This is a genomic window from Treponema sp. R8-4-B8 (assembly GCF_054786175.1).
Genome location: NZ_BDHE01000479.1, coordinates 1 through 26,599, shown reverse-complemented (window position 1 = coordinate 26,599; position 26,599 = coordinate 1). Strand labels below are relative to the sequence as shown.

General features: G+C 43.4%; 21 protein-coding genes and 1 tRNA gene. 17 read left to right on the top strand and 5 right to left on the bottom strand.

Annotation, left to right across the window (positions count from 1 at the left end):
• The first annotated feature begins 59 nt into the window (after nucleotides 1-59).
• The 5 genes from ACYVRA_RS09445 (at nucleotide 60) to ACYVRA_RS09425 (ending at nucleotide 6,534) form a co-directional block, all read left to right on the top strand.
• Nucleotides 60-1,109 carry a thiamine ABC transporter substrate-binding protein gene (locus ACYVRA_RS09445; RefSeq protein WP_461252442.1) on the top strand — a complete coding sequence of 350 codons (1,050 nt, stop codon included), beginning with the start codon at nucleotides 60-62 and terminating at the stop codon, nucleotides 1,107-1,109.
• Complete coding sequence (locus ACYVRA_RS09440; RefSeq protein ID WP_461252441.1) at nucleotides 1,073-2,770, top strand: ABC transporter permease; 1,698 nt, start codon at nucleotides 1,073-1,075, stop codon at nucleotides 2,768-2,770. The genes ACYVRA_RS09445 and ACYVRA_RS09440 overlap by 37 nt, the downstream gene beginning before the upstream one ends.
• On the top strand, nucleotides 2,763-3,461 hold the full coding sequence (locus ACYVRA_RS09435; RefSeq protein WP_461252440.1) for an ABC transporter ATP-binding protein: 699 nt from the start codon (nucleotides 2,763-2,765) through the stop codon (nucleotides 3,459-3,461). Before ACYVRA_RS09440 ends, ACYVRA_RS09435 begins: the two co-directional genes overlap by 8 nt.
• A gap of 254 nt (nucleotides 3,462-3,715) precedes the next feature.
• A complete protein-coding gene (locus ACYVRA_RS09430) occupies nucleotides 3,716-4,714 on the top strand; it encodes a DUF6675 family protein (RefSeq protein ID WP_461252439.1) in 999 nt (332 codons plus the stop codon).
• A 95-nt stretch (nucleotides 4,715-4,809) separates the two neighbouring features.
• Entirely contained in the window at nucleotides 4,810-6,534 is a 1,725-nt protein-coding gene (locus tag ACYVRA_RS09425; RefSeq protein ID WP_461252438.1) for a Na/Pi cotransporter family protein, read from the top strand.
• Nucleotides 6,535-6,573: 39 nt separating this feature from the next.
• Here the strand turns inward: ACYVRA_RS09425 and ACYVRA_RS09420 are convergent, their stop codons facing one another.
• A complete protein-coding gene (locus ACYVRA_RS09420; protein ID WP_461252437.1) occupies nucleotides 6,574-8,814 on the bottom strand; it encodes a DNA translocase FtsK in 2,241 nt (746 codons plus the stop codon).
• Between the two features lie 159 nt (nucleotides 8,815-8,973).
• Here ACYVRA_RS09420 and ACYVRA_RS09415 point away from each other — a divergent pair, with 159 nt between their 5' ends.
• The gene (locus tag ACYVRA_RS09415) at nucleotides 8,974-9,879 is read left to right on the top strand and encodes a PDDEXK nuclease domain-containing protein (RefSeq protein ID WP_461252461.1); all 906 of its coding nucleotides are present in this window, start codon (nucleotides 8,974-8,976) and stop codon (nucleotides 9,877-9,879) included.
• Nucleotides 9,880-10,108: 229 nt separating this feature from the next.
• Here the strand turns inward: ACYVRA_RS09415 and ACYVRA_RS09410 are convergent, their stop codons facing one another.
• Nucleotides 10,109-10,369, bottom strand: a complete 261-nt coding sequence (locus ACYVRA_RS09410) for a helix-turn-helix domain-containing protein (RefSeq protein WP_461252436.1) — start codon at nucleotides 10,367-10,369, stop codon at nucleotides 10,109-10,111.
• A gap of 1,146 nt (nucleotides 10,370-11,515) precedes the next feature.
• Here ACYVRA_RS09410 and ACYVRA_RS09405 point away from each other — a divergent pair.
• The 5 genes from ACYVRA_RS09405 to ACYVRA_RS09385 all read left to right on the top strand — a co-directional run bounded on the left by ACYVRA_RS09405 (nucleotide 11,516) and on the right by ACYVRA_RS09385 (nucleotide 15,848).
• The gene (locus ACYVRA_RS09405; RefSeq protein ID WP_461252435.1) at nucleotides 11,516-11,704 is read left to right on the top strand and encodes a hypothetical protein; all 189 of its coding nucleotides are present in this window, start codon (nucleotides 11,516-11,518) and stop codon (nucleotides 11,702-11,704) included.
• A gap of 14 nt (nucleotides 11,705-11,718) precedes the next feature.
• Nucleotides 11,719-12,705 carry an OmpA family protein gene (locus ACYVRA_RS09400; RefSeq protein ID WP_461252434.1) on the top strand — a complete coding sequence of 329 codons (987 nt, stop codon included), beginning with the start codon at nucleotides 11,719-11,721 and terminating at the stop codon, nucleotides 12,703-12,705.
• 10 nt (nucleotides 12,706-12,715) lie between these two features.
• The gene (locus ACYVRA_RS09395; RefSeq protein ID WP_461252433.1) at nucleotides 12,716-14,524 is read left to right on the top strand and encodes an InlB B-repeat-containing protein; all 1,809 of its coding nucleotides are present in this window, start codon (nucleotides 12,716-12,718) and stop codon (nucleotides 14,522-14,524) included.
• Between the two features lie 715 nt (nucleotides 14,525-15,239).
• On the top strand, nucleotides 15,240-15,512 hold the full coding sequence (locus tag ACYVRA_RS09390; RefSeq protein ID WP_461252432.1) for a type II toxin-antitoxin system Phd/YefM family antitoxin: 273 nt from the start codon (nucleotides 15,240-15,242) through the stop codon (nucleotides 15,510-15,512).
• Between the two features lie 6 nt (nucleotides 15,513-15,518).
• A complete protein-coding gene (locus ACYVRA_RS09385) occupies nucleotides 15,519-15,848 on the top strand; it encodes a type II toxin-antitoxin system RelE/ParE family toxin (protein ID WP_461252431.1) in 330 nt (109 codons plus the stop codon).
• Nucleotides 15,849-15,905: 57 nt separating this feature from the next.
• Here the strand turns inward: ACYVRA_RS09385 and recQ are convergent, their stop codons facing one another.
• Nucleotides 15,906-17,975: a DNA helicase RecQ gene (gene recQ, locus ACYVRA_RS09380; protein WP_461252430.1), complete on the bottom strand. Its 2,070-nt coding sequence runs from the start codon at nucleotides 17,973-17,975 to the stop codon at nucleotides 15,906-15,908.
• Nucleotides 17,976-18,002: 27 nt separating this feature from the next.
• Nucleotides 18,003-19,106, bottom strand: a complete 1,104-nt coding sequence (ychF, locus tag ACYVRA_RS09375; protein ID WP_461252429.1) for a redox-regulated ATPase YchF — start codon at nucleotides 19,104-19,106, stop codon at nucleotides 18,003-18,005.
• Nucleotides 19,107-19,217: 111 nt separating this feature from the next.
• Between ychF and ACYVRA_RS09370 the strand changes: the two genes are divergently transcribed.
• The 6 genes from ACYVRA_RS09370 to ACYVRA_RS09345 all read left to right on the top strand — a co-directional run bounded on the left by ACYVRA_RS09370 (nucleotide 19,218) and on the right by ACYVRA_RS09345 (nucleotide 25,752).
• A tRNA-Gly gene (locus tag ACYVRA_RS09370) sits at nucleotides 19,218-19,289 on the top strand.
• A 311-nt stretch (nucleotides 19,290-19,600) separates the two neighbouring features.
• Nucleotides 19,601-20,692, top strand: a complete 1,092-nt coding sequence (locus ACYVRA_RS09365) for a class II glutamine amidotransferase (protein WP_461252428.1) — start codon at nucleotides 19,601-19,603, stop codon at nucleotides 20,690-20,692.
• Nucleotides 20,692-22,197, top strand: a complete 1,506-nt coding sequence (locus ACYVRA_RS09360; RefSeq protein ID WP_461252427.1) for a glutamate synthase-related protein — start codon at nucleotides 20,692-20,694, stop codon at nucleotides 22,195-22,197. Before ACYVRA_RS09365 ends, ACYVRA_RS09360 begins: the two co-directional genes overlap by 1 nt.
• A gap of 10 nt (nucleotides 22,198-22,207) precedes the next feature.
• Nucleotides 22,208-23,053: a phosphoribosylaminoimidazolesuccinocarboxamide synthase gene (locus ACYVRA_RS09355; protein WP_461252426.1), complete on the top strand. Its 846-nt coding sequence runs from the start codon at nucleotides 22,208-22,210 to the stop codon at nucleotides 23,051-23,053.
• Nucleotides 23,046-24,473 (top strand): adenylosuccinate lyase, encoded by a 1,428-nt coding sequence (purB, locus tag ACYVRA_RS09350; RefSeq protein ID WP_461252425.1) that lies wholly within the window; start codon nucleotides 23,046-23,048, stop codon nucleotides 24,471-24,473. Before ACYVRA_RS09355 ends, purB begins: the two co-directional genes overlap by 8 nt.
• Nucleotides 24,474-24,483: 10 nt before the next feature.
• Nucleotides 24,484-25,752 (top strand): adenylosuccinate synthase, encoded by a 1,269-nt coding sequence (locus tag ACYVRA_RS09345; RefSeq protein ID WP_461252424.1) that lies wholly within the window; start codon nucleotides 24,484-24,486, stop codon nucleotides 25,750-25,752.
• Nucleotides 25,753-25,987: 235 nt separating this feature from the next.
• On the opposite strand, the gene ACYVRA_RS09340 is transcribed toward ACYVRA_RS09345, so the two are convergent.
• A partial coding sequence (locus tag ACYVRA_RS09340) for a CPBP family glutamic-type intramembrane protease (protein ID WP_461252423.1) occupies nucleotides 25,988-26,599 on the bottom strand: 612 nt, incomplete at its 5' end.

Sequence of the window (26,599 nt, the reverse complement as noted above, 5' to 3'; positions counted from 1 at the left end):
TCCAAATTGCATGGGTAACACTCAAATCCGGTTTGTATGAAATATTTTAGGAGTGTACTATGAAGAAAAAAAACAGAACCGGAAGAATCATTGCGGCACGTTATGCGCTGCACATTGTACTTTGCATGACGTTTGCCGTCTTGCTATTGGCGGGGCTTGCAACTTGTAAAAAAGAAAAAAGCGCCGAGCTTGTAATCTGGACTTATGACTCTTTCAACTCGGAGTGGGGGCCAGGCCCCGACGTTTCAAAGGTTTTTGAGGAAAAAACCGGAGTAAAAATTACATGGGTAAGCCACGGCGACGCGGGGGAAATTGTTTCAAGACTGATACAGGAGGGAAATGGTTCTAACGCTGACATAGTTTTGGGGTTTGATCAAAATCTTGCCCCGCGCGTATTAAATTCGGGGCTACTTGAGGCGTACCGTCCAAAAGGAGCCGAAAAAATTTTAAAAGAGCTTGTTTTAGATACTGATTTTCGCATAACGCCATTTGATTACAGTTACTTCGCCATTGTCTATGACTCTCAGGCGGTTGAACCCCCGCATTCTCTTGAAGACTTAACGTCCCCGCAATACAAACAGAAACTTATCCTTATTGATCCGCGCACATCATCGCCGGGGCTTGGCTTCTTCGCGTGGGTAAAGGAGATTTACGGCGCGGGCTGGAAGGATTACTGGCGGCGGCTTCAACCTTCAATACTGACTATCGCCGACGGGTGGAGTACCGCTTACGGTCTTTTTACAAGCGGAGAAGCGCCGATGGTTCTCTCGTACACCACAAGCCCCGGATACCATCTTGAGTATGAAGAGACTGAACGCTACCAGGCCGCTATTTTTACAGACGGCCACGCGATGCAAATTGAAGCCGCAGGGCTTTTGAAGAGCGCGAAAAACAAGGACAACGCAAAGGCGTTTCTTGATTTTATGATAAGCCCGGATTTTCAAAATATCATTCCGTTAACAAATTGGATGTACACGGTAATTGATCTTCCGCTGCCTGATTCTTTCAGGATAAATCCTAAGAGCGATAAGCCTCTTTTGCCCGGCCCTGTTTCCGAGGCTGAGCTTAACGAATGGGCGGCGCTGATGGCAAGCGGCGGACAAAATTAATGACAAAGAAAACTGCCGTCTGTCTTCTGGCTCTTCCGCCTGTACTGGCGGCGGCTTTTTCTTTCATTTTTCCGTATGCCGCAAGTTTCGCGCCGGCGATTCGCGGACTTGTTCTTAGTCTAAAAACTTTTAACGCAGGCAGGGAAATATCCGTCTTAGGAAACACGACTCTCCTCAGCATAACCCTGTTTACTTTTAAGCAGGCTTTTTTAAGCGTGCTTGTTTCGCTGGCTCTGGGCCTTCCCGGCGCATGGTTCATAGGGAACAGCCGTTCCCGTTTTACGCCGTTTCTAAGAACACTGACGGCGATCCCTTTTGCCATGCCGTCAATTTTAGTGGTATTGGGCTTCGTGCTTTTTTTCGGGAACTCAGGCTGGGTAAACCGTCTCTATACGGCTTTGCCTGTCTCAGGCGCGCAACCGTTAAGGATACTCTACAAACCGTTAGCTGTCATTCTTGCCCACGGTTTCTTTAACTTTCCGATTGTGATACGCCTTGCGGGGGACGGAATCGCAAGGGCGCGGCGAGCCTATGCTCCCGCGGCGGCAAGCCTTGGCGCATCTCCTTTAAAAACCATTCTAACTGTGATTTTGCCGCTTACCGTTCCCAGTATTTTAGCCGCGAGTTTTTTGGTGTTTATGTACTGCTTCACAAGTTTCGCGGTAGTGCTTGTGTTGGGAGGCGGACCGGCTACCACTACTCTCGCGGTAGAAATATACCGTTATGCGCGGATTTTTTTAAATTACGGCAACGCGGGATTTCTCGCGTTAATCGAAACCCTAATCGCAGTCTGCGTTTTTCTGACTTATGTTTTTGTCGGGAAAAAATCAATGTCAATAAAAACAAATATTCTTGAATACGCCGAAACGGGAAAAAAATCTGCCACTTCATGGATTGTCATGATCGCCTACTTTATCATTATCGCTTTTTTTGTTCTTGGCCCTCTTCTTTCCATTCCGCTGGAATCTTTTTTATACAGATCTTCCCGCGCGACAGCGCAAGCCTTTAGCATCCGTTGGTGGAGTAATCTTGGCGACACCTGCCTTCCCGCGCTTGGCCGCTCGCTGATACTGGCTTTCTCATCCGCTACAACCGCCTGCGTCCTCGCTATCTTCGCGGCGGGCGCGGTAAAACTCCTTGAAACAAACAACAGAGAAACTTCCCTTGCGTCAAACCTTATCCGTTTCTTTGCCGCCGCTCCAGTAATATCATCGGGCATTGTTTTAGGATTGGGCTGGATCATTCTATATGGAAGAAACTTTTCACGCTCTCCTATCGCGCTTATAATACTTCACAGCGTCAGCGCGATGCCATTCGCTTTTAATTTTATTTCCGAAGGTTTCCGCTCGCTTCCCGCCAACACGCTGAACGCGGCGGCGGTCTTGGGCGCTGATCCTCTGCGCGGGCTTTTAACAACCGCGTTGCCCCTTTCGTTGTCGCGCGCGCGTTCAGCGTGGGGTTTCGCCGCTGCGCTCAGTCTTGGGGAACTAAACGCGGTAATGATGCTTGGCATGGAAGGATGGGAAACTTTGCCCCTGTATATCTACCGCGCCGTGGCAGCCTACCGTTATGGAACAGCCTGCGCCGCGGGAACTCTGCTGATACTTTGTTGCGCCGCCTGTTTTCTGCTCTCAGAGACAGGGAGGGAAAAATATGCTTGAAGTTAAAGCGTTAAAAAAATCCTACGGGGACTTTTCCATATCGCTTGATTTATCCGTTGACGCGGGGGAAACGCTCGCGCTTGTCGGCCCTTCAGGTTGCGGCAAGACTACGACGCTTAACCTTATCGCGGGTATTATTGAGCCTGAATCGGGGAGCGTGATAATTGACGGCGAGGACATTACCCGCCTGCCCGCGTGGAAGCGAAATATTTCCGTAGTTTTTCAGGACTTGGCTCTGTTCCCCCACCTTGACGTTGGCGGAAATATCGCCTATGGCCTCTTTATAAGAGGAGTCCCCAAAAAAGAACGCCGCCTTATTGTCGAGCAAACCCTTGAAATTGTCCGTCTTCAAGGCTATACGGCGCGGCGCATCGACACCCTCTCAGGCGGAGAGCGCCAGCGTGTCGCCATCGCCCGCGCCCTTGCCTCAAGCCCCCGCCTGCTTTTACTGGACGAACCTTTTTCAAGTTTAGACGCGCCCCTGCGAAAAGACCTCCGCAGTGATTTTCTTGAAATTCGCTCCCATTCAAAAGCCCCCTGCGTTTTTATCACCCATGACCGCGAAGAGGCATTGATGCTGGGAGACAAAATCGCTCTTATGACTGACGGACACATCGTAGAAACCGCCGAAGGAAAGGAATTGCTCTCCGCGCCAAAGACTGAGTTTGCAAGACAGTTTTTTAAGGTTTAATCGAAAATATTTCTCACAAAGAACACAAAGGAAGAGGAGATCAAGAGGGGAACCTTCGACCTTCGGTCTCGGTTGAGGTTCACAAAGAAGAGGGAAAAAGGGGTTTCTGTCCGAAGGCTATGCGTAGGCTTCACGATAAGATAACGGACATAAACCCCTATCCCCCTTTGTGATCTTTGTCCCTTTGTGATCTTTGTGTGAGGTCTTTCGATTTGATCCGTATCCATTTATTGTTTTTTTTGTTATAATAATGTATGGACTCAAAAAGAAAAATTATCAATCTGTGTCTTATCACCCTGCTGTTTATAGCCCCGCTCTGGGCGGAGCCTATTCCCGGTGATGAAGAAACCGTCAGTAATGAAGCACTCTCTCCTGATGAAGAGACTCCCCATGATAAAGACTCTCCCTTAAGCGATGAGTTTGTCTATGATGATGATTTAGACGATTCATATATTTTTGAAGCGCCCACGCTCGTCTTTCAAGTTCCCTCCTTTGAGACTCGCTCTTTTGATGAAATTTTCCCAAACTTTTCGAGAAGCCAAAAAAGATTCGTAATGAGCACGGGGCTGAGATTCGCTTTCGAGAAAAACGAGTCTCCGACATTAGTGCCGGATCCGAATTCGGGGGTTAATCTCTTCAATAAAGTCATGTCAAAAAAACCTTCCCATATTATCGAGGCTCTTGTGGTAGTGCCGTATAACAAAAGAGAACTTGATATGCTGGATGTTTACAACGCGTTAGGAAGAATTAAAAACATACAAAACCAAGTGATTGTCGTGAGGGAAAAAGAATATAAACTTTTTACTGATACAACCCGTCTTGAAAGCGCCCAAGTAAGAAAACCAATTCCCGATCCTCCGCCAGCGGATACGCTTCCTTATTCAGAAACAATGTATCTCCGTTTAGTAGACTATTCTATGGGAGACTTTTATCTTAGGGGAGAAATAACGGTAAGCCTGTACGGAATTACCTATAATTTGACTAATTTTAGAGACGTTTCTTATTCAATCTTTAGAATTATGAAAGCGGAAAAATTTATCGCGATAGTTTATCTTGAACCTATAAAAGAGGGTATTCTTATCTATAGCATGTCTGGACTTTATATACCCAACTTTGTCGCAAATAGAATAAATCTTACTTCAAGCATGAATTATAGAATAACCGTTCTTATAAATTGGATTACCGAAGGCCTAAGAAGAGTAGAGGAAGATGAAAGCCAAAACCACCACTTTTTCCAAATGCGTAAAGAATGATTATCCGCGCTCATAAACTGTTCCTTCGGACTAACAGCAAAACTTGACGGCATAGGCACCTTGTAGATAATTCATTTCTCCTATAACATATATACATGGCTATTTTAACACTTTTACTGCGTATGACCGGCGGGCTCTGCATGTTCCTGTTTGGCATGAAAATGATGAGCGACGGGCTTCAAAAAAGCGCCGGCGAGCGTATGCGTAAAACGTTGAATTTCATGACCGGCAACCGTTTTATCGGAGTGCTGACCGGTTTTGCGGTTACAGCGATTATTCAGTCCTCATCGGCGTTTACCGTCATTGTAATATCCTTTGTAAACGCGGGTCTTTTAACCCTTACCCAGTTTATTGGAGTACTATTCGGGACAAATATCGGTACCACTGTAACAGGATGGATAATTTCACTTGTAGGGTTTAAACTAAGCATCGACAGTCTGGCTTTGCCTGCGATAGGCATTGGTTTTATTCTTAGCGTAATAAAATGGAAATACAAACATATCGGCGATTTGCTTGTCGGGTTTGGTTTCTTGTTTCTTGGCCTTTATTTTCTTTCCGACGGAATAGCCAATTCAAATGATATTTTCGATTTTACAAAAATCGGGGCCATCAGAGACAACAGAGTCACCGCGATATTAATCGGCGTGGGCGTGGGATTGGTACTGACGATTATCATTAACTCATCCTCCGCGGCGGTAACATTGATAATGACTCTTGCATTTCAAGATGTCATAACTTATGAGATGGCCGCCGGTATGGTGTTGGGTTCCAATGTAGGGACTACCATTAACGCGGTTCTTGCAGGTCTCGCGGGAAATACTGAATCAAAACGCGCCGCTCTTGCCCATGTTTTGTTTAACGCATTAGGGCTTATCTGGGCGCTTCCGTTATTAATCCCTCTGCTTAATCTGGTTGATTTTATTTTTCCTGGAGACCCAATGGCCGCTGGTCCCGGCAACACTTCAATACCTGTTCATTTGGCGGGACTTCATACTTTATTTAACGTAATAAATACTATTATCTTTTTGCCCTTTGTAAACCATTACGCAAAATTGATCTCTTTAATTATTCCCGACAAGAAACAAGAAGAAAAAAGCGAACATTACAAATTCGCGTATCTGTCCGCGGGCAATACCGATTCTCCTGAACTCAATATCCTTCGCGCGGAAAAAGAAATCAGCGACATGGCGGGAATTGTTTCGTTTATGTATTCCCGCTTTTGCTCAGTGTTGCGCGGTTTGTATGAAGATGGCAGCAATGACAAAGAGAATACGGTTGAATTATGCGCGGAACTGTTAAAAAAAGAGAATTACATTGATGAAATGCGTGAAATACTCAGCAGCTTTTTAATTGAATGTTCCCGCGTAAAACTAAATCCAAAAACCGAAGCCCGCATTTCATACCTTATGCAGGTCATTTCAATGCTTGAATCAATGAGCGATGAATGTTACAGTATCAGCCGCTTGCTGGAGAAAGGCATTGGCAAGAATTACCTGTTAAAAGACAAGGAAATGGACGAGCTTATCCCTTATGTCGGACAAGTTGAAGAATTTTTAAACTTGCTTAAAATCCAGCTTGGGCGTAACCCGTCGTCGGAATATAAACAACGCGCCATTGAAATGGAAGAAAAAATTGACAGAGACCGCAAGAAATTGCAAAAACTCGGGCGCAAGCGCATTGAGGCTGGCGGCAACGTAAAAGCAGAATTGCTTTTTATTGATTTAGTCCGCAGAATAGAAAAGCTTGGGGATTACTGTTTTGAGATTTCAGAAGAAAATACGTTAAAAAAATGGATTAACAATATTATTAATAAAAAGTGATATGTGAACATCTAAAAACTGAAGTTTTTAGATGTTCACTCAAGCTCCCATCGCCCTTATCAGTTCTCTGGGTTTGCTTCCGTGCGCGGGGCCGACTACCCCATTATGCTCCATCTCATCAACAATTCTCGCGGCGCGGTTAAAGCCGATCTTCAGTCTGCGTTGAATGTAGCTGGCGCTTGCCTTGCCTTGCTGATAAACTATTTCCAGCGCCTTTTCGTATAACGGATCATCGCCGTCAGAAAACAGGGAAGCGCCAGCCTCTTCCTCTTCTTCTTCATAGAAAATTTCATCGTCTATGTATTCCGGCTCTCCGAATGATTTTACATATTCAACAACCGCTTCAACTTCTTCTTCGGAAATAAACGCTCCCTGCATACGGATTGGGAAAGGATCGACAACTCCCGAATAAAGCATATCGCCCTTGCCTAAAAGTTTTTCAGCCCCAATCATGTCAATTATAATGCGGCTGTCCGTCTTACTCGCTACCATGAACGCGATACGGCTTGGAATGTTTGCCTTGATAAGCCCCGTAATTACGTCGATTGAAGGGCGCTGCGTCGCAAGCACAAGATGAATCCCTACCGCGCGGCTCATCGCGGCAAGCCTCGCTACCGTGGACTCAAGTTCTTTTCCTGTAGTCGTCATTAAATCAGCGTATTCGTCAATTACCACTACGATATAGGGCATGTGTTCCTGAGCGATATTTTTCTCTTTTACGCGTTTATTGTAACTGCGGATATCGCGCACTCCCATCGAATCAAGGCAGGCGTAACGCCTTTCCATTTCGTAAATACAGTACTGAAGCGCCTGAAACGCTTTTTTTGAATCAGTAATTACCGGCGTCAACAAATGGGGGATGTCATTGTACAATTTCAATTCAACAATTTTCGGGTCAATAAGCAAAAGTCTGCACTCCGCCGGATGAAGCTGGTATAAAATAGAAAGTATTATCGCGTTCACGCAGACTGACTTTCCCGAACCGGTAGCGCCCGCGATTAAAAGGTGCGGCATCTGAACAAGGTCAACAGTCTGCGCCTCTCCCGCGATGTCTTTTCCCATAACGACTGGGATTTCCATTTTTTTATCGGTACGTTGAAGCTCGCCCTCGATAATTTCTTTAAAAGAGACAATGTTACGTTTGGCGTTTGGAACTTCGATACCTACGGCGTGCTTTCCGGGAATCGGGGCGACAATGCGCACGGAGGCGGCGGCAAGGCGCAGGGCGATGTTGTCCTGTAAGCCGACAATTTTTGAAAGCTTTACTCCCGGAGCGGGAAGTATCTCGAACATGGTTATTACGGGCCCTTTTCTTATGCCCGTAACTTCAGCCTGAATATTAAATTCGTTAAGAGTTTCTTTTAACGCGATAGCCGCGTCCCGCGTGGCCTGATCAATAATCCAATATTCGCCGTCCGGGTATTCGTTAAGTATATCCACGGGAACCATGTATTTTTTATGACGAAGATTATTTAACTGTTTGCCTTTATTGCGTACCTGTTCCGCATGAACAGCCGCTGCGGCTTCCGCCTCTTCCAGCGCGCGCGTTACGGCATCGACATCGTCATTATCAGTTTCAATTTCCTCATCAATGTCTGCTTCTTCAATTTCTTCTATATTATCAGTATTCTCATCCGCTTTTATAATTTCTGTTTGAGCGTCAGTTTGAGGTGTCTGTATATTATCTTCAAAAGAGATCACAGGGTACAAATTCTCCGTGGGGTAAACAACGGCGTTTTCATTTACATTAACGTTTTCTGTCTCCGCTGGCGGCGGAAGCAAATTCACGCGGCGGAGCGTCTTTTTTTCTTTAAAGAAAAGCATGCTTCTCAGTATCTGTAAAACCAGCACTTCAATTACGGTAATAGTAATAATAAAAAGACTAAAACCTGTTTTTCCCAAAAAATATAAAAACGATGACTGCGTGGAACGGAGCTCAAAATCGCGGATAAACACATAACCGATGGTAAGAGTTAAAAACGGAATAATCGCCCCGCTTAAAATAAATACCCTGTCAGGCCGCCATTTCTGATCGGCCAAAATAAAAGCGGCGTAAAAAAAGTACAGCGGGATAAGCATTGAAAGTATCCCAAAAGATCGGGCAAAGAATCTTCCCGGCACAATGGGGAAAAAATGAAGCCCAAACAATGCCGAAACAAGCGAAAAACCGAGCCAAATGCCGCAAAATCCCAAAAAAACCGCCGATAAAACGGCTATTGTACGGAATTTAAAGTACCCATCCGCGGAAAATTTTTCTTTAAAATCAGAGAAGAACTTCAATGTATATGCCTCTGATTCATTTTCGGCTTAATTTTGGGGATTTTTTAGAAGAACCTCACACGAAGAGCACAAAGGAAATAATGTGTATACATTTAATCGCTTTCCTGTGCAGTCAGGGCAGGCTGTGCAGAATAGTGGTGAGCGTATACTAATTGGAATATTGGCAGACGAATAGTAGAGCAGGAACAGCAGGGAAAAGAACGGGCAAATTACGGAGATCAGCTAATTGTAAATTTATCTCGTTATCTAAATGATACATTTGGCAGAGGCTTTTCAGAGGCAAATCTAAAGAATTTTAGGCAATTCTACCTTACATGGTCAAATGACTCAATTCGCTACACACTGTGTAGCGAATTGAGTTGGTCACACATCAGACTTATTATGCGTCTTGATACTGAAAAAGCTCGTAAATATTACCTTAATGAGGCACGATCGCAGGGATGGAGTGTCCGGGTTTTGGAGCGGAATATCCATACGAATTATTTTGAAAGGCTTATTTCTTCGCAAAACGCTGTTTCCACAGCAGATGAACAAGATAACAAGGTTTTAACTGAAAACTTTATAAAAGACCCTTATGTCCTTGAATTTCTTGATTTACCTGAAAATCCCACTCCGAAAGAAACCAGTCTTGAATCGGCAATTATCAGTCATTTACAGGATTTTCTGCTTGAAATGGGCAAGGGTTTTTCTTTCGTTGGCAGGCAATTCCGTATAAGTACAGAAACAGCGCATTTCTACATTGATCTTGTTTTTTACAATTATTTACTAAAATGTTTTGTAGTCATTGATTTGAAAACTAAAAAACTGACTCATCAAGACATCGGACAAATGGATATGTATGTAAGGATGTTCGATAATTTGAAACGCGGCGAAGATGATAACCCTACTATCGGAGTTATTTTATGCGCGGAAAAAGATGAAACTATAGCAAAGTATTCCGTATTATCAGAGAATGACCAATTATTTGCGTCTAAGTACAAATTAATTCTTCCTACAGAAGAAGAATTAACCGCAGAACTTGATAGGAATGTGCGCTATCTGCGCGAAACACGGGATGATTTATAGGTGTCGTGATAAATAACTTTCCTAAAAAGTGTTGCATACCTCCTTCTGACCGCGGCGCGGACGGGGCTGTCCAAGAAGTAAGAAAATAACCACGGAGTACACAGAGAACACGGAGGAAGAAAAGATTTTCGTACCAAAACTTCGTGTCCTCCGTGGTTAAAATTCTTTTTGGATAATCCCACAATCCGCATGGTATCAATTACCTAATAAGAAAAGTGGTGTCACCTTACTATTTTTGGTTAAGTTTTTGGTCTATGATAGCGAGGATGGATTTTTGCAGGTTTTCAATAGCTTTTTCTGCCATGCCGGGCATATAAAATAGCTCATGGGGTTCAATTTCTAAAGCGGCGGCAAGGCGTTCAATCATTTTGGCGGAGGGGAATTTTCGGGCAAGTTCGACCATTGCCAGATAATGCGTTGAAATTCCCGCTTTTTCCGCTAGATTTTCTTGCGTTAAGCCCAGTTTTTGGCGGTTCAACTTCAAATTCAAGGCTAAAACCTCTTTAATACCTTTCATTTATGGTAACTTTGCCTATTAAGCCATTATAAATTGTTTATCACTCTTAACGCTTTCCCTAAAACCTCTTCCCCTCTCCTCTACACGATGTATGCCTAAAGAATTTATTTAGTACAGGCGGGCAGGCTGCGCACGCTGTAAAAACTTCGTAAGAGTCCGCCTACGAGCCTTTCGGCGACTAAACAGCGGTAGGTAGAAAACTTTATCTAGGGTACGTCGCCGAACTTTTATTCTCTGAATTTTCTTTGTTTTATCCCAAAGTCTCTCCGGCGGGGAACGCCCGAAAGATGTTTTTACATCGCACGCAGCCTGCCCGCCTGTACTCAAGGATTTTATTGGGCATACATCTTCTAACGCTAGTAATCTTTTAAATCGGTAATAAGGCATTGCGTATTCAAGTTATTACCTAAAAGATGACTTTTTTAGTCTTTATTTTAGAAAAAACCCAAAATTCCCCTTGACAAACTTACCCCAAAAACCGTAAAATATTCTTAATGAAGCAAAAAATAGCTATTAATACTCAATTTCCGACACAAAAACATCAAATGTTAATATACCCCCCCCCCCCCCCACCCCCCACCCACCCCCACACCACCAATTTAATCATCAATATTTTTTTTTTTTTTTTTTTTTTTTTTTTTTTTTTTATTTATTTTTTTTCTTTATTTTTTTTCTTTTTTTTTTCAAATTTTTAACTTAAAAAATAATTTTTTATGCTTTATTTTAAAAAAAACCCCAAAATCCCCCTTACAAACCTACCCCAAAAACCGTAAAAAATTTTTAAAGAAGCAAAAAAAAGCTATTAAAACCCAATTTCCGACACAAAAACATCAAATTGTTAAATACTCCCCCCCCCCCCGGCGTGTTCAAATAGCGTAACATTTTATCATTTTTATAATAATTTTTTGTTTTCTCGTTTCTTTGCTATGAAAGGTAACAAGTCTTTATCCCTCTTTTCTATTTCTATATTTATTTACAAATCAAAATTAGAAGGAATTTTTCACAGTTACTCAGGTTTGGGGATATATACGCTCCTTGTCAAATTGAAAAACACCGCGTATGCGGAGTTTATATGCTGGCGAGCATTGTACGCCAATATTTCATCATAGGAGGACAACGATGAAAAAAACAGTAACTGACCTTATGGTTATAAGCGATGATCCAAAAACTCCGGCAATGGTTAACCGTAAATGGCTTCCAATGACGGCTTTTAAACAGGCTTATTATTACACATACTCATTTGAAAAAGGAAACCTGATGTTGGAACTGGAAGATTTTCTGCCCAAAGCGGCGTTTGTAAAACAATAAGGTTTGGTTTAACAATGATTATTACATCAACGCCTGTGCCTATAAAGCGTGTTTTTATATTCTTGCTTTTCTTCTTTTCTTTGATTAGCAAAGTAAATGCCCAATCAAAACTTGATGCCTTTACGCAGAACGTGGAAGTACCGTATTTTTCGGTTGGCGGAGGGGTTGGATCAAGCAATATTCTTATCAATGGAACATCATTCGGGTTTCTTGTTGACTCTCATTTCCTTTTTATTCCCAATTTAGCTGCGGGAATAAAAACAGGGATAAACTTCAGTTCTGATAAAATAACCGCTTTAGAAACACAGACATACGCCCGTTGGTATTTTTGGCCCATTGAAATACGGCAGGAATCTTATTGGAACCAAATTAATATTTTTTTACAAGGCGGTTTAGGGATACTTGCGGCCTTTAAGGGGGGTGAAGCGCGGGATTCCCGCTCATCCATTCTGTTTGACGCAACAGTCGGAGTAAGTATACCGTTGGCTTCCAACTGGCATATTGAACCTTCATTGCGGGCTGGGTACCCGTTTATGGTCGGATTTGCCGTTACGGCAGGATATAAGTTTCCATTGCAAAAGACTAAATACCGGGAAGTTCCGCCCATTGAAATTATCAAGACAATAAAAATAGCTTCGGTTGAATATATCATATTTGCGGCAAATATATCGAAATATAACGAAGGGCTTGACGCAAGTACCAAATCACTTAACGAAGTGATTATAAATCAAGTAACGCAGACGCTCAAAGAAAATCCTGGATTCCTGATAAGATTGGCAGGTCACGCCAATCCGATTACAAACGATCCTAAAGAAGCCACGGAACTTTATAGGCTTAGCATGGAGCGGGCGAATGAAATATCTCGAATTCTCAAAGCAAAGGGCGTAAAAGAAGAGCAGATAGTTGTTATAGCGCATGGCGGCACGCGTATAGTTACCAGTTCACGGGATGAGTGGAGCAGAAATCGCCGGGTTGAGTTAATAGTTATTCAGGTTGAATAGGAGTAAAACTATGAAATGTAATACAAAAAAACATGTGTTAATTCTGATGATATTGATATGCGCTGAGGTCACTGCCTGTAAAAACAATATTATGGAAGAATGGTGGAGCGTTTCCGTTGAAGAACCCGCCACTTACACCGTTACTTTTAATGCTAACGGCGGAACTCCCGCCCCCGCGAAACAGACGGTGAATATCGGCGGCAAAGCGACAGAACCGGCATCCATGACCAAATCTGGGAATACTTTCGGCGGCTGGTACAAGGAAGCGGCTTTTACAAACAAATGGAATTTCGCAACAAACACGGTCAGCGCCGACATTACTTTATACGCACAATGGAATCCTGTAGCGGTTGAAAAACCCACCGTTTACACCGTTACTTTTAATACTAACGGTGGAACTCCCGCCCCCGCGCAACAGACAGTGAATATCGGCGGCAAAGCAAACGAACCGGCAGCTATGACCAAATCTGGGAATGTTTTCGGCGGCTGGTACAAGGAAGCGGCTTTTACAAACAAATGGAATTTTACAACAGACACGGTTAGCGCCGACATTACCTTATACGCGCAATGGAATTCCGCAGCGGCGGAATTATACGTCAACGATGTTTTGCAAATGCAGGCAAAACTGCCTGAGTTACTCGCATGGATTAAAGGTAACACGGCAAACAACACAAACTATGAAATACGCCTCGGCGAAAACGCTTCACTACTGCCGACGGAAGGGCAGTTCAACTATCCCGGCAAAACCGGTGTAAATGTTTCTCTTATCGGAACTGGCGCGGAACGAACAATTACTCTTACCAACAATGCCAAAGGTTCGCTCTTTGAAGTGGGTACCGGCGTTACCTTTGTTCTGAACCAGAACGTTACTCTGAAAGGGCACAGTGAAAATACTAGCGAACTGGTAAAGGTTTCAAGCGGCGGAACTATGATCATGAAGGACGGAGCAACGGTTAGGGATAATGTAAATACAAGCGCACCAACCGCTACCAGTACATTTGCAGGCGGAATATTGGTTATAGGCACATTAATTATAGATGGTGGTACTGTCGTTGAAAATAAAACTAATGACTGTGGAAGCGGAGTATGTGTCACTGGTACTTTTACAATGAATGGAGGTTCCATATCCAATAATAAAGCAATAAAAATAAATGTGAATAGTGATTTGGGTGGGCCTGGGGGTGGGGTATATGTATACGGGGGTACTTTTACAATGAATGGAGGTTCCATATCCAATAATGAAGCCTATGGCGGCGGCGGGATATACATAGACGGGAGTACTTTTACAATGAATGGAGGTTCCATATCCAATAATGAAGCCTATGGCGGCGGCGGGATATACATAGACAAAAGCACTATTATTATGAATAGCGGAACTGTTACAGGTAATAAAACTACTAAGGATGCGGGGGGCGGGATAGCTGTGTACTCCGGCACTTTTACAATGAACGGCGGCTTAATATCCGAAAATGAAGCCCCATTTGAAGGCGGCGGAGTAGTCGCATACAAAGGCGCTTTTACCATGAAAGGCGGCGTTATAAGCAAGAATAAAGTAACTGAAAAGCTCAGCACATACATTGTCGGAGGAGGCGGTGTTTATATATCTGCAACAGATGGCGGAGGTTTCACAAAAACCGGCGGTATTATTTATGGTTCCGACGCTTCCGGCGGCTTGGCAAACACTGTTGTGGAACGATATTTCAACGGTGGTGACGCTGTTTTCGCATATCAAGGCAACAATACCGGCAAGGTTCGTAACAGAACTCTGTACGAATCTGACAATATATCCACAACAAATTGGAGCATTGGCTGGGAATAAAGTTGGTTATGACTATAAAACGCAAAGGAGTACACGCACTTGTAACTGGTAACGAATTTACATAGTATACCATGCCTTGCAAGGTACGCTAGATATGTGAGATCACAGTAGCAAAATGCTTATTAGCGCTATAAGATGTATGCCCAATAAATTCCTTGAGTACAGGCGGGCAGGCTGCGTGCGATGTAAAAACATCTTTCGGAAATTCCCCGCCGGAGAGACTTTGGAATAAAACAAAGAAAATTCAGAGAAAAAACGTTCCCTGACCACTTAAATGCGATAAAGGAATAGTTTTATTCATTAAGAAAAAATAATAAATGAGTTAAGTATTTATAAATTTATCGTAATTTCGCATTTAGGTGGTCAGGGAAAGGCTCGTAGGCGGGTTCTTCCGAAGTTTTTACAGCGTGCGCAGCCTGCCCGCCTGTACTGAATAAATTCTTTGGGCATACATCGTGTTACCACTAACAATAAATTAATATTATTCACGACGGTACTTTTTTTTAATGTGTTTTAGCGGTCATGCAGTGAACAGGTAAAATTTCTTTAGTGAATTTTACCGGAGAAAATTCCCTCAGAGTCGAAAAAATAATACTTGACAACATGAACTAAATTTGGTACTATAAAAAAGTTATGGATTCTCTCCGCATTACGGAGACTTCAATATAACTGGATTATTAGTTGTAAGTTGTCAGGAACAAATAGGGAGTAAAAAATGCTCAATTTAGTCGAGGATATTAAATCAATTTCTTATGTCAAATCACATACTGCCGAAGTAATGAGGCAAGTTGAAGAAAAAAACAATCCTATGGTTATAACTCAAAATGGTGAAGCAAAAGCTGTTTTAATGGATGTAAGACAATATCAAAATATTATTGATACAATAAATTTATTAAAAATCTTATCCATTGGAGAAAATGATATAAAGAACAAACGTGTTTATACTCATGAACAAATACAAAAAAAAGTAAAAGCAATTCTGAAATAAATATTTATGGAAATTGTTTGGTCAAAAGACGCTGGCGATGAACTATTGGAAATAATTTCTTATATAAAAAACAACACCGGAAAAATAACCGCAGAAAAAATATTCAAAAAAATTGACGATGGGGTAAAAAAGGCTTCAGAGAACGCGGCAGGAAGAAGAATAGCTCCAATGTTAATGAATTTTGGCATAAAAAATATTCATCAACTAAACATAAGTCCATGGGCAATTTTTTATAAAGTAGAAAATAATGAAATGAAAATTATTTCAATAATTGATCAAAGAAGAAATTTAGAAGAAATACTTTATAAAAAAATATTAGATGGAAAAATATTGTAAGCGCAACAACATATATGCACCAATAACTTTCGATAAGATGAATAGGCAGTCAATAATTTATCCTCCGCAATATTCCCTAATAAGCTCCGTAAACGCCTCTCCGTACTTTTCCAATTTTCTTTTCCCCACGCCGTTCACGTTGGAAAATTGAACAAGAGAGACAGGCATTTTACGGCACATATCCCTCAGATTCGCGTCATGAAAAACCATGTACACGGGAACCGATTCTTTGGCGGCGATTTCTCTCCGCAATTTTTTCAATTTATCAAACAGAACATCGTCAATATCCGCAGACGGGTTTTGTCTTTTTAAGAATTTCGCGTTGTCTTGTTTCGACGTTTTTTCATAAGACACATTTTGAGCGTTTAATAGTATCGAACCGCTTTGCTTCGGTAATTTTTCATAAGACACGTTTTGAGCGTTTAATAATATCATGCCGTTTTGCTTCGGTAATTTTTCATAGGACACGTTTTGAGCGTTTAATAATATCATGCCGCTTTGCTTCGGTATTTTTTCATCAGACGCGTTTTGAGCGTTAATGAGTTTTACGTTTTTTTCTTGACGTGATTTTTTATCGGAAACTTTTTCGCGCTCTTTCGGCAGTTTCATTAATACGCGTACTTCTTCATTGAAAATTTTTTCCGCGTTGCCAAGCGTTACAACAGGATACTCTCCTTCTTCCACCAGCAAAAAAGCTTTGTCAATCAGGTGATCAATGATAAGGCGGATCCTTTGCGCGCTTACGCTGGACATAATCGCGTAGGTGCTGAGGGTGTCAAAGCCTAAGCGGAGGATTTTTTCGTTCTTGCTGCCGCGCAGAATGTCAATTATCATTGTCTTCCCAAAACTGCGGCTTCGCTGTTTCAGGCGGTATACGCAGGAAACAATTTTTCGCGCTTCCACGGTAACGTCGGCCTCTTCAAACTCAGTCAGGCAGGTTGAACAGTTGCCGCAGTTTGCAGGAGCTTTTTCGCCGAAGTAGGCAAGCAGGCGGCGGCGAAGACAGTCGTGTCCCGAGGCGTAAAAAGTCATCTGTTTTAACAGTTCCAGATTATGCGCCTGCAATTCTTTGTCAGCGGGTTCTCCGTTTTCGTCATTGGTTATAAGATACTTGTTTATCTGCACATCCTGACCATTGTACAAGAGTACGCAGTCCGCGGGAGAACCGTCTCTCCCAGCGCGTCCGGCTTCCTGATAATAGCTTTCAATGTTTTTGGGCATATTGTAATGAATGACATAGGACACGTTTGATTTGTCAATCCCCATGCCGAAAGCGTTAGTCGCTACCATCACCGTTTTTCTGTCGTAAATAAAATCATCCTGATTTTTTCTACGTTCCTCGTCGATAAGGCCGGCGTGATAACGGGTAGCGTTAAAACCGCAACTAAGAAGAAAATCGCAGGTTTCTTCCACTGTTTTTCTGGTAGCGCAATAAATGATGCCGCTTGCTTCTTTTCGTTTGTAAAGACATTCCAAAAGCGCGGTTTTTTTGTCTTTTGGTTTTTGCACTTCAAAATAAAGATTAGGCCTGTCAAAACCGGTGTTTATAGAAAGGGGATTTCGCAGAGCCAGCATTTTGCGGATGTCTTCCCTCACGTTGACAGTCGCTGTCGCGGTAAAAGCCGCGACTACGGGACGCGGTTTAATGCTTTTGATAAAACCCGCTATTTGCAGATAACTCGTCCTGAAGTCATGCCCCCACTGCGATACGCAGTGCGCCTCGTCAACGACCACAAGCGGGATACTGTTAGCTGCAAATTCAGACGTATCAGTCCTTTGCAGGCGCTCGGGAGCGATGTAGAGCAGTTTGATTTCACCACTTGTTATTTCATCCATCGTCTCCATGTATTCCCTGCCGCTTAAAGAACTGTTTATAAAAGCCGCGCCGCATCCCGCTTCTTTTAACGCGCTGACTTGATCCTTCATCAGTGAAATCAACGGTGAAATAACGATGGTCATCCCGTCGAGCATAAGGGCGGGTATCTGATAACAGAGAGATTTTCCCGCTCCGGTCGGCATCACCGCAAGCGCGTCAGTTCCCGTAAGAATGGCGTCTATAACTTCTTCCTGCCCCGGGCGAAAAGAAGAATAGCCGAACTTTTCCTTGAGTATTGTAAGTTTGTCCATAATTGCTCCAGTGTTACAGTTTCTGTGTCAAACGTTAAACTTAAAGAAAATAACATCTCCGTCTTGAACAACATAGTCCCTGCCTTCAAGACGGTATCTTCCCGCTTCTTTAATTTTCGCTTCCGTTCCATAAGTAAAAATATCTTCGCAAGTGTATACTTCGGCTTTTATAAAGCCCTTCTCAAAATCCGTGTGAATAACTCCCGCCGCTTTTGGAGCGGTATCTCCGGCACGGATTGTCCACGCCCTGCACTCGTCTTTTCCTGAGGTGAAAAAAGTTCTTAAACCAAGTAATTTGTAAGCGCTGTGAATGAGGGCGGAAAGCCCCGTCTCTTCCAACCCTAAGTCTTCTAGGAACGCTTTTTTTTCTTCGGGATTTTCTATGCCACAAAGGTCGGACTCAAATTTTCCGCAGATGCAGACGGCTTCGGTTCCTTCGCTTTGAGCGCGTTTTTTCACGGCCTCCGTGCAGGCGTTACCCGATTTAACTCCGGCTTCATCGACATTGCACACATAAAGCTGTGGCTTTGCGGTGATAAAATGACAATCGTAAATCGCGGCTTTTTCCTCATCGTTCAAACCAAGCGAGCGGATTGGCTGCGCGTTTTCAAGGGCGGGGCCGATTTTATCGAGTATCGCAATGACAAATTCGGAGTTTTTCTTTTCGGCTTGATTTTTTAAAGTTTTTTCCGCCCGCTCGCGCCGTTTGGCAAGAGTCTGCAAATCGGCAAGCGCCAATTCAATGTCAATTGTTTCGATGTCGGACGCGGGATCGAGCTTGTCGCTTACATGGATTACATCGGCGTTTTCAAAACAGCGGACGACATGGGCGTAGACGGACGCGTCGCGTATATGTGAAAGAAACTGATTGCCAAGCCCCTCACCCCTTGACGCGCCTTTTACCAATCCGGCGATATCGACAAATTCAACAGTCGCGGGTATTGTCCGCTCAGGGGTAAAAATAGCGGATAATTTATCAAGGCGAACGTCCGGGACGTTGATGGTTCCGACATTAGCCTTGACGGTGCTGAACGGATAATTTGCCGCCTCAGCCGGTGTGGAACATAACGCCGAAAAGATAGTTGACTTCCCCACATTGGGCAGCCCTAGAATACCGCAGTTTAACGCCATGAGGCATTGTAGCATATTGGGGGAATATGTTCAATTATGGCATATCGGCAGCCCAAAATCACCTTTCCGCCGCTTGACATATTTTTTAACTTTTGGTATGGTAAAAAAAGCGCGGGAATAGCTCAGTGGTAGAGCGCGACCTTGCCAAGGTCGATGTCGCGGGTCCGACTCCCGTTTCCCGCTATAAATTATAAATAACTGATTAAATTGATATTTATAATTATTTAGGAAATTGCGAGTAAACGTGGGAGGCGGATCATACAATCCGTTCCTTACGACAAGCGACCCGAAGGGGCGCATGGCGCGGGTACGACTCCCGTTTCCCGCTTAAAATCTTAAATAGCTGCCAATTAAATCGTTATTTTTGATTTTTTGAAACAACGAGTAAGTGCTAAAAATCATTATTTTGAACAAAGGCGTTTATCAGATGATGCTGGGGTCAGCTGGATTCCGCTAATATCCTCTGATAAGCGCCTTTTTTTGGAGGTTGCTTTATGCAGAATGAAGGGCAAGTACGGATACCATCCGGCTGCGCCATATCAGGCATTATTGACAAAACGGGGCGGCGCATGAGCGGCGAGGCGATGATTAAGTCCATTTCCGTCATGCACGACCGTTCTAACGGATTGGGCGGCGGTTTTGCCGCTTACGGGATTTATCCCGAGTACAAGGATTATTACGCCTTGCATCTATTTTACGATTCCGTATCAGCGAAAAAAGAGTGCGAAGAATTTTTAGAAGAGCATTTTGACATCATCAATCTTTCAAAAATTCCAACGCGAAAAATAAAGGAGATTACCGACGAGCCGCTGATCTGGCGCTACTTTGTAATTCCACTGCCGACAAAACTCGCCGACAGCCAGCTTGACGAGAGGGAATTTACCGCCAAATGCGTGTTCAACGTCAACACAAAAATTAACGGCGCTTATGTCTTTTCAAGCGGGAAAAACATGGGCGTGTTCAAGGCGGTCGGCTTCCCCGAAGACGTAGGGCGTTTTTACAAGCTTGAGGAATACGAAGGCTGGTGCTTTACGGCGCACGGGCGTTACCCGACAAATACTCCCGGCTGGTGGGGCGGCGCCCATCCGTTCTCGCTGCTTGATTATTCCGTTGTGCATAACGGCGAAATATCTTCCTACGATACCAACCGCCGCTCTATCGAAATGTACGGCTACAAATGCACTCTCCAGACCGACACTGAAGTCATCACCTATATAATAGATTATCTGCACAGAAAACAAAAACTTACTTTTAGCGAAATCGCTTCGGTCATAGCCGCTTCATTTTGGCAGACCATTGAAAAGCAGCCGCCGAAAGAAAGGGAGACTCATGAATTTTTGCGCGTAATGTTCAGCGCGCAGCTAATAACTGGTCCGTTCTCGATACTTGTCGGCTTTGACGGCGGACTGATGGCGTTAAATGACAGGCTTAAACTGCGGAGCATGGTGGTCGGGGAAAAAGACGATCTTGTTTACATGGCGAGCGAAGAAGCGGCTATCCGCATAATTGAACCGAACCTTGACAATATTTGGGCGCCAAAAGGCGGCCAGCCAGTCATCGTTTGTTTGAATGGAGGGCATGCATAATGGCAATTAATTTTTTATATCCCGAATATGAAATGATAAGGAATTACGACAGATGCATTGTCTGCCGCGCCTGCGAGCGCCAATGCGCCAACGAAGCGCACGAATATATCGCCGATTTGGAAAAAATGTTATGCGACGATACAAAGTGCGTAAACTGCCACCGCTGCGTTTCCCTCTGCCCTACCCGCGCCCTCAAAGTTATAAAATGCGGCAACACCTACAAACTTAACGCGAACTGGAACAGCAAAACTATCGATGAAATTTATAAACAAGCTGACTCAGGCGGCGTACTGTTGTCGAGCATGGGCAATCCTGAAAATTATCCCGTGTACTTTGACAAAATACTTTTAAACGCCTCGCAGGTTACAAACCCGTCCATAGACCCGTTACGCGAACCTATGGAGACAAGGGTGTCTCTCGGCGCGAAACCTGTAAGCATAGAACGCGACAAAACCGGCAGAATAATAAACAATCTGCCGCCGCAGTTACACCTGTCCATGCCCGTAATGTTCTCCGCGATGAGTTACGGTTCCATAAGTTACAACGCGCATGAAAGTTTGGCTCGCGCCGCAGAAGACCTCGGCATTCTTTACAACACCGGCGAAGGCGGTCTTCATGAGGATTTTTATAAATATGGAAAAAACACTATCGTGCAAGTCGCGTCGGGGCGTTTCGGCGTTCACCCGCAATATTTAAACTCAGGCGCGGCGGTTGAGATTAAAATGGGTCAGGGCGCGAAACCGGGTATCGGGGGGCATCTGCCGGGAGCGAAAATTGTAGGCGACATTTCCCGCACTAGAATGATTCCCGAAGGGACAGACGCGATTTCTCCAGCGCCGCACCACGACATATATTCTATTGAAGATTTGCGCCAGCTTGTCTTCTCTTTGAAAGAAGCCACTAATTATCAAAAACCGGTAATTGTAAAAATTGCCGCTGTCCACAACGTAACCGCGATCGCGAGCGGCATAGCCAGAAGCGGCGCTGACATAATAGCCATTGACGGCTTCCGCGGCGGTACGGGCGCCGCGCCTACGCGCATACGCGATCATGTCGGCATCCCGATAGAGCTTGCGCTTGCCGGCGTTGACAAACGGTTACGCGACGAGGGCATCCGCGACAGCGTGTCCATAGTCGCGGGCGGCAGTATCCGCTCAAGCGCCGACATTGTAAAAGCGCTCGCTCTCGGCGCGGATTGCGTTTACATAGCGACATCGGCGTTAGTCGCTCTTGGCTGCCACCTTTGCAGAAGCTGCCACGCCGGAAAATGCAACTGGGGTATCGCCACTCAGGTTCCCGAACTGGTCAAACGCCTGAACCCCGATATCGGGTACAAACGCCTCATCAATCTTTTAACGGCATGGCAGCATGAAATAAAAGAGATGATGGGCGGCATGGGGATTAATTCTATTGACGGGTTAAAAGGAAACAGGTTAATGTTGCGCGGAGTCGGATTAAATGAAAAAGAACTGGAAATTTTAGGCATCAAGCACGCCGGGGAATAAAGGAGATAAAATGAAAAAATTAATCAGCGGAAAAGTAAGGGAAGTATACGAAATTTCAGACGACAGGCTTGTCATAGTTACGTCGGACAGGATTTCTGCGTTTGATGTCGTCATGTCAAAACCCGTACTCAATAAGGGAAAAGTTTTAACAGCCCTTTCTTTATTTTGGTTTGATTATACAAAGGACATTGTTCCCAATCATTTTATTTCAAGCGATTTAAAAGATATGCCTGAACATTTTCAAAAGAGCGAATTTGAGGGGAGAACGATATTAGTAAAAAAACTGAAAATACTGCCGTTTGAATTTGTCATTAGGGGATATATGTTTGGAAATATGTGGGAAGCGTATTCCAAGGGAAGAGAATTCTGCGGTCAAAAAATAGAAGGCGATTATAAGTTAGCTGAAAAGCTCGACATCCCTCTTTTTACCCCTTCGACAAAAGCGCATATAGGGCATGACGAGTATATTTCTATTCAGTTTTTAGCGGACAAGCTTGGCTCTCATCTGACAAAAAGAATAGAAAAAATCTCCCTTGAACTTTACAACACCTGCTACAATTACGCCCATAACAAAGACATTATTATCGCCGACACAAAATTTGAATTTGGTCTTGATGAAAACAACGACCTCTTTCTTGCGGACGAAATATTTACTCCCGATTCAAGCAGGTTTTGGAGCCTCCCCGATTATCAAATTGGAACTTCGCCAAAAAGTTACGACAAACAATTCGTGCGCGACTGGCTTCTCAATAACAAAAAAGATGGCGAAATGCAATTTGACAATGTGCCTGACGACGTGTTAAACAAAACATCTGAAATTTACGCTGAATGTTTGCGGAGGCTGGTTAATGCCTGACCGTTACGAAAATCCCCTCTGCAAAAGATACGCAAGCGCGCAAATGCAGTTCATATTTTCGGACGACAATAAATTTTCAACTTGGCGAAAATTGTGGATCGCGCTTGCGGAGAGCCAAAAAGAGCTGGGGCTTGATATAAGCGCCGAGCAAATTGACGAAATGAAGGCGCACATTACGGACATCAACTATGAAACGGCGGCAAAAATTGAAGCTGAGACAAGGCACGACGTGATGGCGCATATTCGCGCCTTCGGCGAGCAATGCCCTAAAGCGAAACCGATTATCCATCTGGGCGCCACTTCCTGTTATGTGGGCGATAATACCGACATCATTCAACAGCGTTACGCGCTTTTGCAAATAAAAAAACTGCTTGTAAACACGATAGCTAAACTCTATGATTTCGCCGCCCAATACAAATCCCTGCCCTGCCTTGCCTTCACTCATTTTCAGTCCGCCCAGCCGACTACGGTAGGGAAACGCGCAACGCTCTGGATACAGGATTTATTATCCGATCTTGAACAACTGGAGTTTGCGCTTAACAACTTAAAACTTTTAGGCTGCAAAGGCACAACGGGAACAGGCGCAAGTTTTCTTTCCCTTTTTGAAGGCGATCATGAAAAAGTAAAGGCTCTCGATAAAAAAATAGCCGAAAAAATGGGTTTTGACAAAGTATATTCGGTTAGCGGGCAAACCTATTCAAGAAAAGTCGATTATTACGCCTTGTCCGTCCTTTCCGGCATAGCCCAAAGCGCGTATAAATTTTCAAACGACATCCGCCTGCTTTCCCACCTTAAAGAAATTGACGAACCGTTTGAGGATACTCAAGTAGGTTCCTCAGCAATGGCATACAAAAGAAACCCGATGAGAAGCGAGCGCATAGCTTCCCTAGCCCGTTATGTGACAGTTGACGCCCTAAATCCCGCGCTTACCGCCAGCGCCCAATGGCTTGAGCGCACACTTGACGATTCCGCAAACCGCCGCATATCAATCCCCGAAGCGTTCCTTGCCGCAGACGCGATACTTTCGCTTTACATCAATATCGCGGGCGGCCTAAATGTTTATCCCAAAGTAATAGAAAAACATTTAAACGAAGAACTGCCCTTTATGGCTACTGAAAACATTTTAATGTACTGCGTGAAAAAAGGCGGCGACAGGCAGGCTCTCCATGAAAGGATAAGGCTTCACTCCGTTGAGGCGGCAAAAAAAATAAAACTGCAAGGCGGGGACAATGATTTAATCGCCCGCATTTTAGCGGACTCATCTTTTGGAATTACCGAAAAAGAAATGAATAATCTGCTTTCCGCTGAGCAATTTACAGGCAGGGCAAAAGAACAAACGGAAGAATTTTTATCTGAGGTTAAAACTGTTCTGGATAAGAATAAAGAGTTTTTAGGCGTAGACGTTAAGATAACGGTATAAGGAGGAATATATGCTTACAGCGGTAGTCGGCATAAATTGGGGGGACGAGGGCAAAGGCCGCATGGTCGATTTGCTTTCTGAAGGTTACGAGGTTATCTGCCGTTATCAGGGCGGCAATAACGCGGGTCATACCGTCATCAATGACAGGGGAAAATTTATTCTAAACCTTTTGCCGTCAGGCATCCTTCGCGAAGGAACTGTAAATGTTTTGGGAAACGGCATGGTGGTAGATTTGGAACATCTGTGCGGCGAAATTAAAGCGTTAAAGGAAAAAGGCATTAAGGTTACTCCCGATAATTTAAAAGTCAGCAACAAGGCTTTTATTTGCCTGCCGTATCACAAGACGCAGGACATACTTGAAGAAGAACGGTTAGGTGATAAAAAATACGGTTCTACCCGCAGAGGAATCGCGCCCGTATACGGCGACAAATATATGAAAAAAGGGATAAGAATAGGCGATTTGTCTGACAGCGTAACTTTAAAACAAAGGCTTTCGGACATTCTTGAATGGAAAAATATGACATTTAAAGGCTACGGTTCAAGCGTAAAGTTAGACGACATGATGAATTGGCTGTCTGAATATGGGGCGCAAATAAAATCTTATATCACCGATACTACTGATTATTTGTCAGCGGCTATAAAGGCAGGCAAGAACATTTTGTTCGAGGCGCAATTAGGCGCGTTACGTGACATTGATTACGGCATTTATCCCTACACTACGTCGTCTCAGGCGCTTGCCGCTTACGCGCCCATAGGGGCGGGAATCCCCGGCGTTAAGCTTGACCGCGTTGTCGGCATTATGAAAGCCTTTTCAAGCTGCGTAGGCGAAGGCCCGTTTACAGTGGAAATGTCAGGAGATGAAGCCGTCGCCCTACGCGAAGCGGGAGCCGAATACGGCGCTGCGACCGGAAGGCCGCGCAGAGTCGGCGCGTTTGACGTGCCAGCAAGCAGTTACGGAGTGCAAGTACAGGGAGCGGACGAACTCGCGCTGACAAAGCTTGACGTGCTTTCGTACCTTGAAAAAATTCCCGTCTGCACAGAATATGAAATCGACGGTGTAAAAACCGCCCGTTTCCCGTCAGGCAGCGCTCTTGCAAGAGCAAAACCTGTATATCAATATATGGAAGGTTTTAAAACAGACGTATCCAAATGCCGTAAAGCAGAAGATTTACCGGACGCGGCTATCAAATATATCCGGTTTATTGAAAACGCCGTTGGCTGTCCGATAAAATACGTATCCGTCGGCGCGGGTCGCGATGATTATTTAGTATTAAGGTAAATTATTTCCCAAAGACTTCACACAAAGGTTAGAAGATCACAAAGAGGGAAGAGGTGGTTTTTATCCGCAGTCTAAGCGTGAGCTTCACGATAAGATAACGGACAAAAACCCCTGATTTCACTTTGTGTTCTTTGTCTCTTCGTGATCTTTGTGTGAAATTCTTTCGAAGAATTTTTAAAAACAGTCAAGCAAAATGAGAGATTTAACGTTTTGGCTGTAACTAACGTTTTTGCTTTTATATATTTTTTATTGATTCATATAATGTTGGAAACATTGACATAACAAATATTTGAATTACAGTTGCTATATTTATTATAAAATGTCCAACCATTATCGGTAATGGGTTTCTTTTATGGTAATAATAAATACAAAATATAATTGTTAATGGAAAAAATGAAATAAATCTATAAATTATAAATTTTGTATCCAACAAAAATGGTATAAAACTGTGTTGTAACGCATAAAAAAACGCAGGGAATAATATTGCCATATATTTGTTTTTTATTTGATTAACTCCAATTCCTAAATATAATCCATCCTCAGCTATTGTTGTTGTAATTGGAAGGATAAATATATTAATTATTGATAATGCTATTGGTATCGGGTGCAACATCATTACCGGCATATACGGAAATATATCATAACAAATAAATCCTGCTAAATACATTCCAGAAAATCCAATGCTCAAAGTTATTATTGAAACAAAAATAACAGTCCATATTTTTGTATTTCCTTTCTTATAATTTATTAAATCCAAATATTTTATTTTTTCTTTTTTACATATACACAATAGAATTATTATTGTTATTATATTGCAGAAACTTACCAGTATAGACCACAAATAATT

Bases quoted from the DNA above. Each gene is read 5' to 3' on its own strand.
- ACYVRA_RS09445 (WP_461252442.1), top strand. From the start codon at position 60: ATGAAGAAAAAAAACAGAACCGGAAGAATCATTGCGGCACGTTATGCG.
- ACYVRA_RS09355 (WP_461252426.1), top strand. From the start codon at position 22,208: ATGAAAAAATTAATCAGCGGAAAAGTAAGGGAAGTATACGAAATTTCA.
- ACYVRA_RS09440 (WP_461252441.1), top strand. From the start codon at position 1,073: ATGGGCGGCGCTGATGGCAAGCGGCGGACAAAATTAATGACAAAGAAA.
- ychF (WP_461252429.1), bottom strand. From the start codon at position 19,106: ATGGCGTTAAACTGCGGTATTCTAGGGCTGCCCAATGTGGGGAAGTCA.
- ACYVRA_RS09395 (WP_461252433.1), top strand. From the start codon at position 12,716: ATGAAATGTAATACAAAAAAACATGTGTTAATTCTGATGATATTGATA.
- ACYVRA_RS09400 (WP_461252434.1), top strand. From the start codon at position 11,719: ATGATTATTACATCAACGCCTGTGCCTATAAAGCGTGTTTTTATATTC.
- ACYVRA_RS09430 (WP_461252439.1), top strand. From the start codon at position 3,716: ATGGACTCAAAAAGAAAAATTATCAATCTGTGTCTTATCACCCTGCTG.
- recQ (WP_461252430.1), bottom strand. From the start codon at position 17,975: ATGGACAAACTTACAATACTCAAGGAAAAGTTCGGCTATTCTTCTTTT.
- ACYVRA_RS09390 (WP_461252432.1), top strand. From the start codon at position 15,240: ATGCTCAATTTAGTCGAGGATATTAAATCAATTTCTTATGTCAAATCA.
- ACYVRA_RS09365 (WP_461252428.1), top strand. From the start codon at position 19,601: ATGCAGAATGAAGGGCAAGTACGGATACCATCCGGCTGCGCCATATCA.
- ACYVRA_RS09385 (WP_461252431.1), top strand. From the start codon at position 15,519: ATGGAAATTGTTTGGTCAAAAGACGCTGGCGATGAACTATTGGAAATA.
- ACYVRA_RS09345 (WP_461252424.1), top strand. From the start codon at position 24,484: ATGCTTACAGCGGTAGTCGGCATAAATTGGGGGGACGAGGGCAAAGGC.
- ACYVRA_RS09405 (WP_461252435.1), top strand. From the start codon at position 11,516: ATGAAAAAAACAGTAACTGACCTTATGGTTATAAGCGATGATCCAAAA.
- ACYVRA_RS09425 (WP_461252438.1), top strand. From the start codon at position 4,810: ATGGCTATTTTAACACTTTTACTGCGTATGACCGGCGGGCTCTGCATG.
- purB (WP_461252425.1), top strand. From the start codon at position 23,046: ATGCCTGACCGTTACGAAAATCCCCTCTGCAAAAGATACGCAAGCGCG.
- ACYVRA_RS09435 (WP_461252440.1), top strand. From the start codon at position 2,763: ATGCTTGAAGTTAAAGCGTTAAAAAAATCCTACGGGGACTTTTCCATA.
- ACYVRA_RS09360 (WP_461252427.1), top strand. From the start codon at position 20,692: ATGGCAATTAATTTTTTATATCCCGAATATGAAATGATAAGGAATTAC.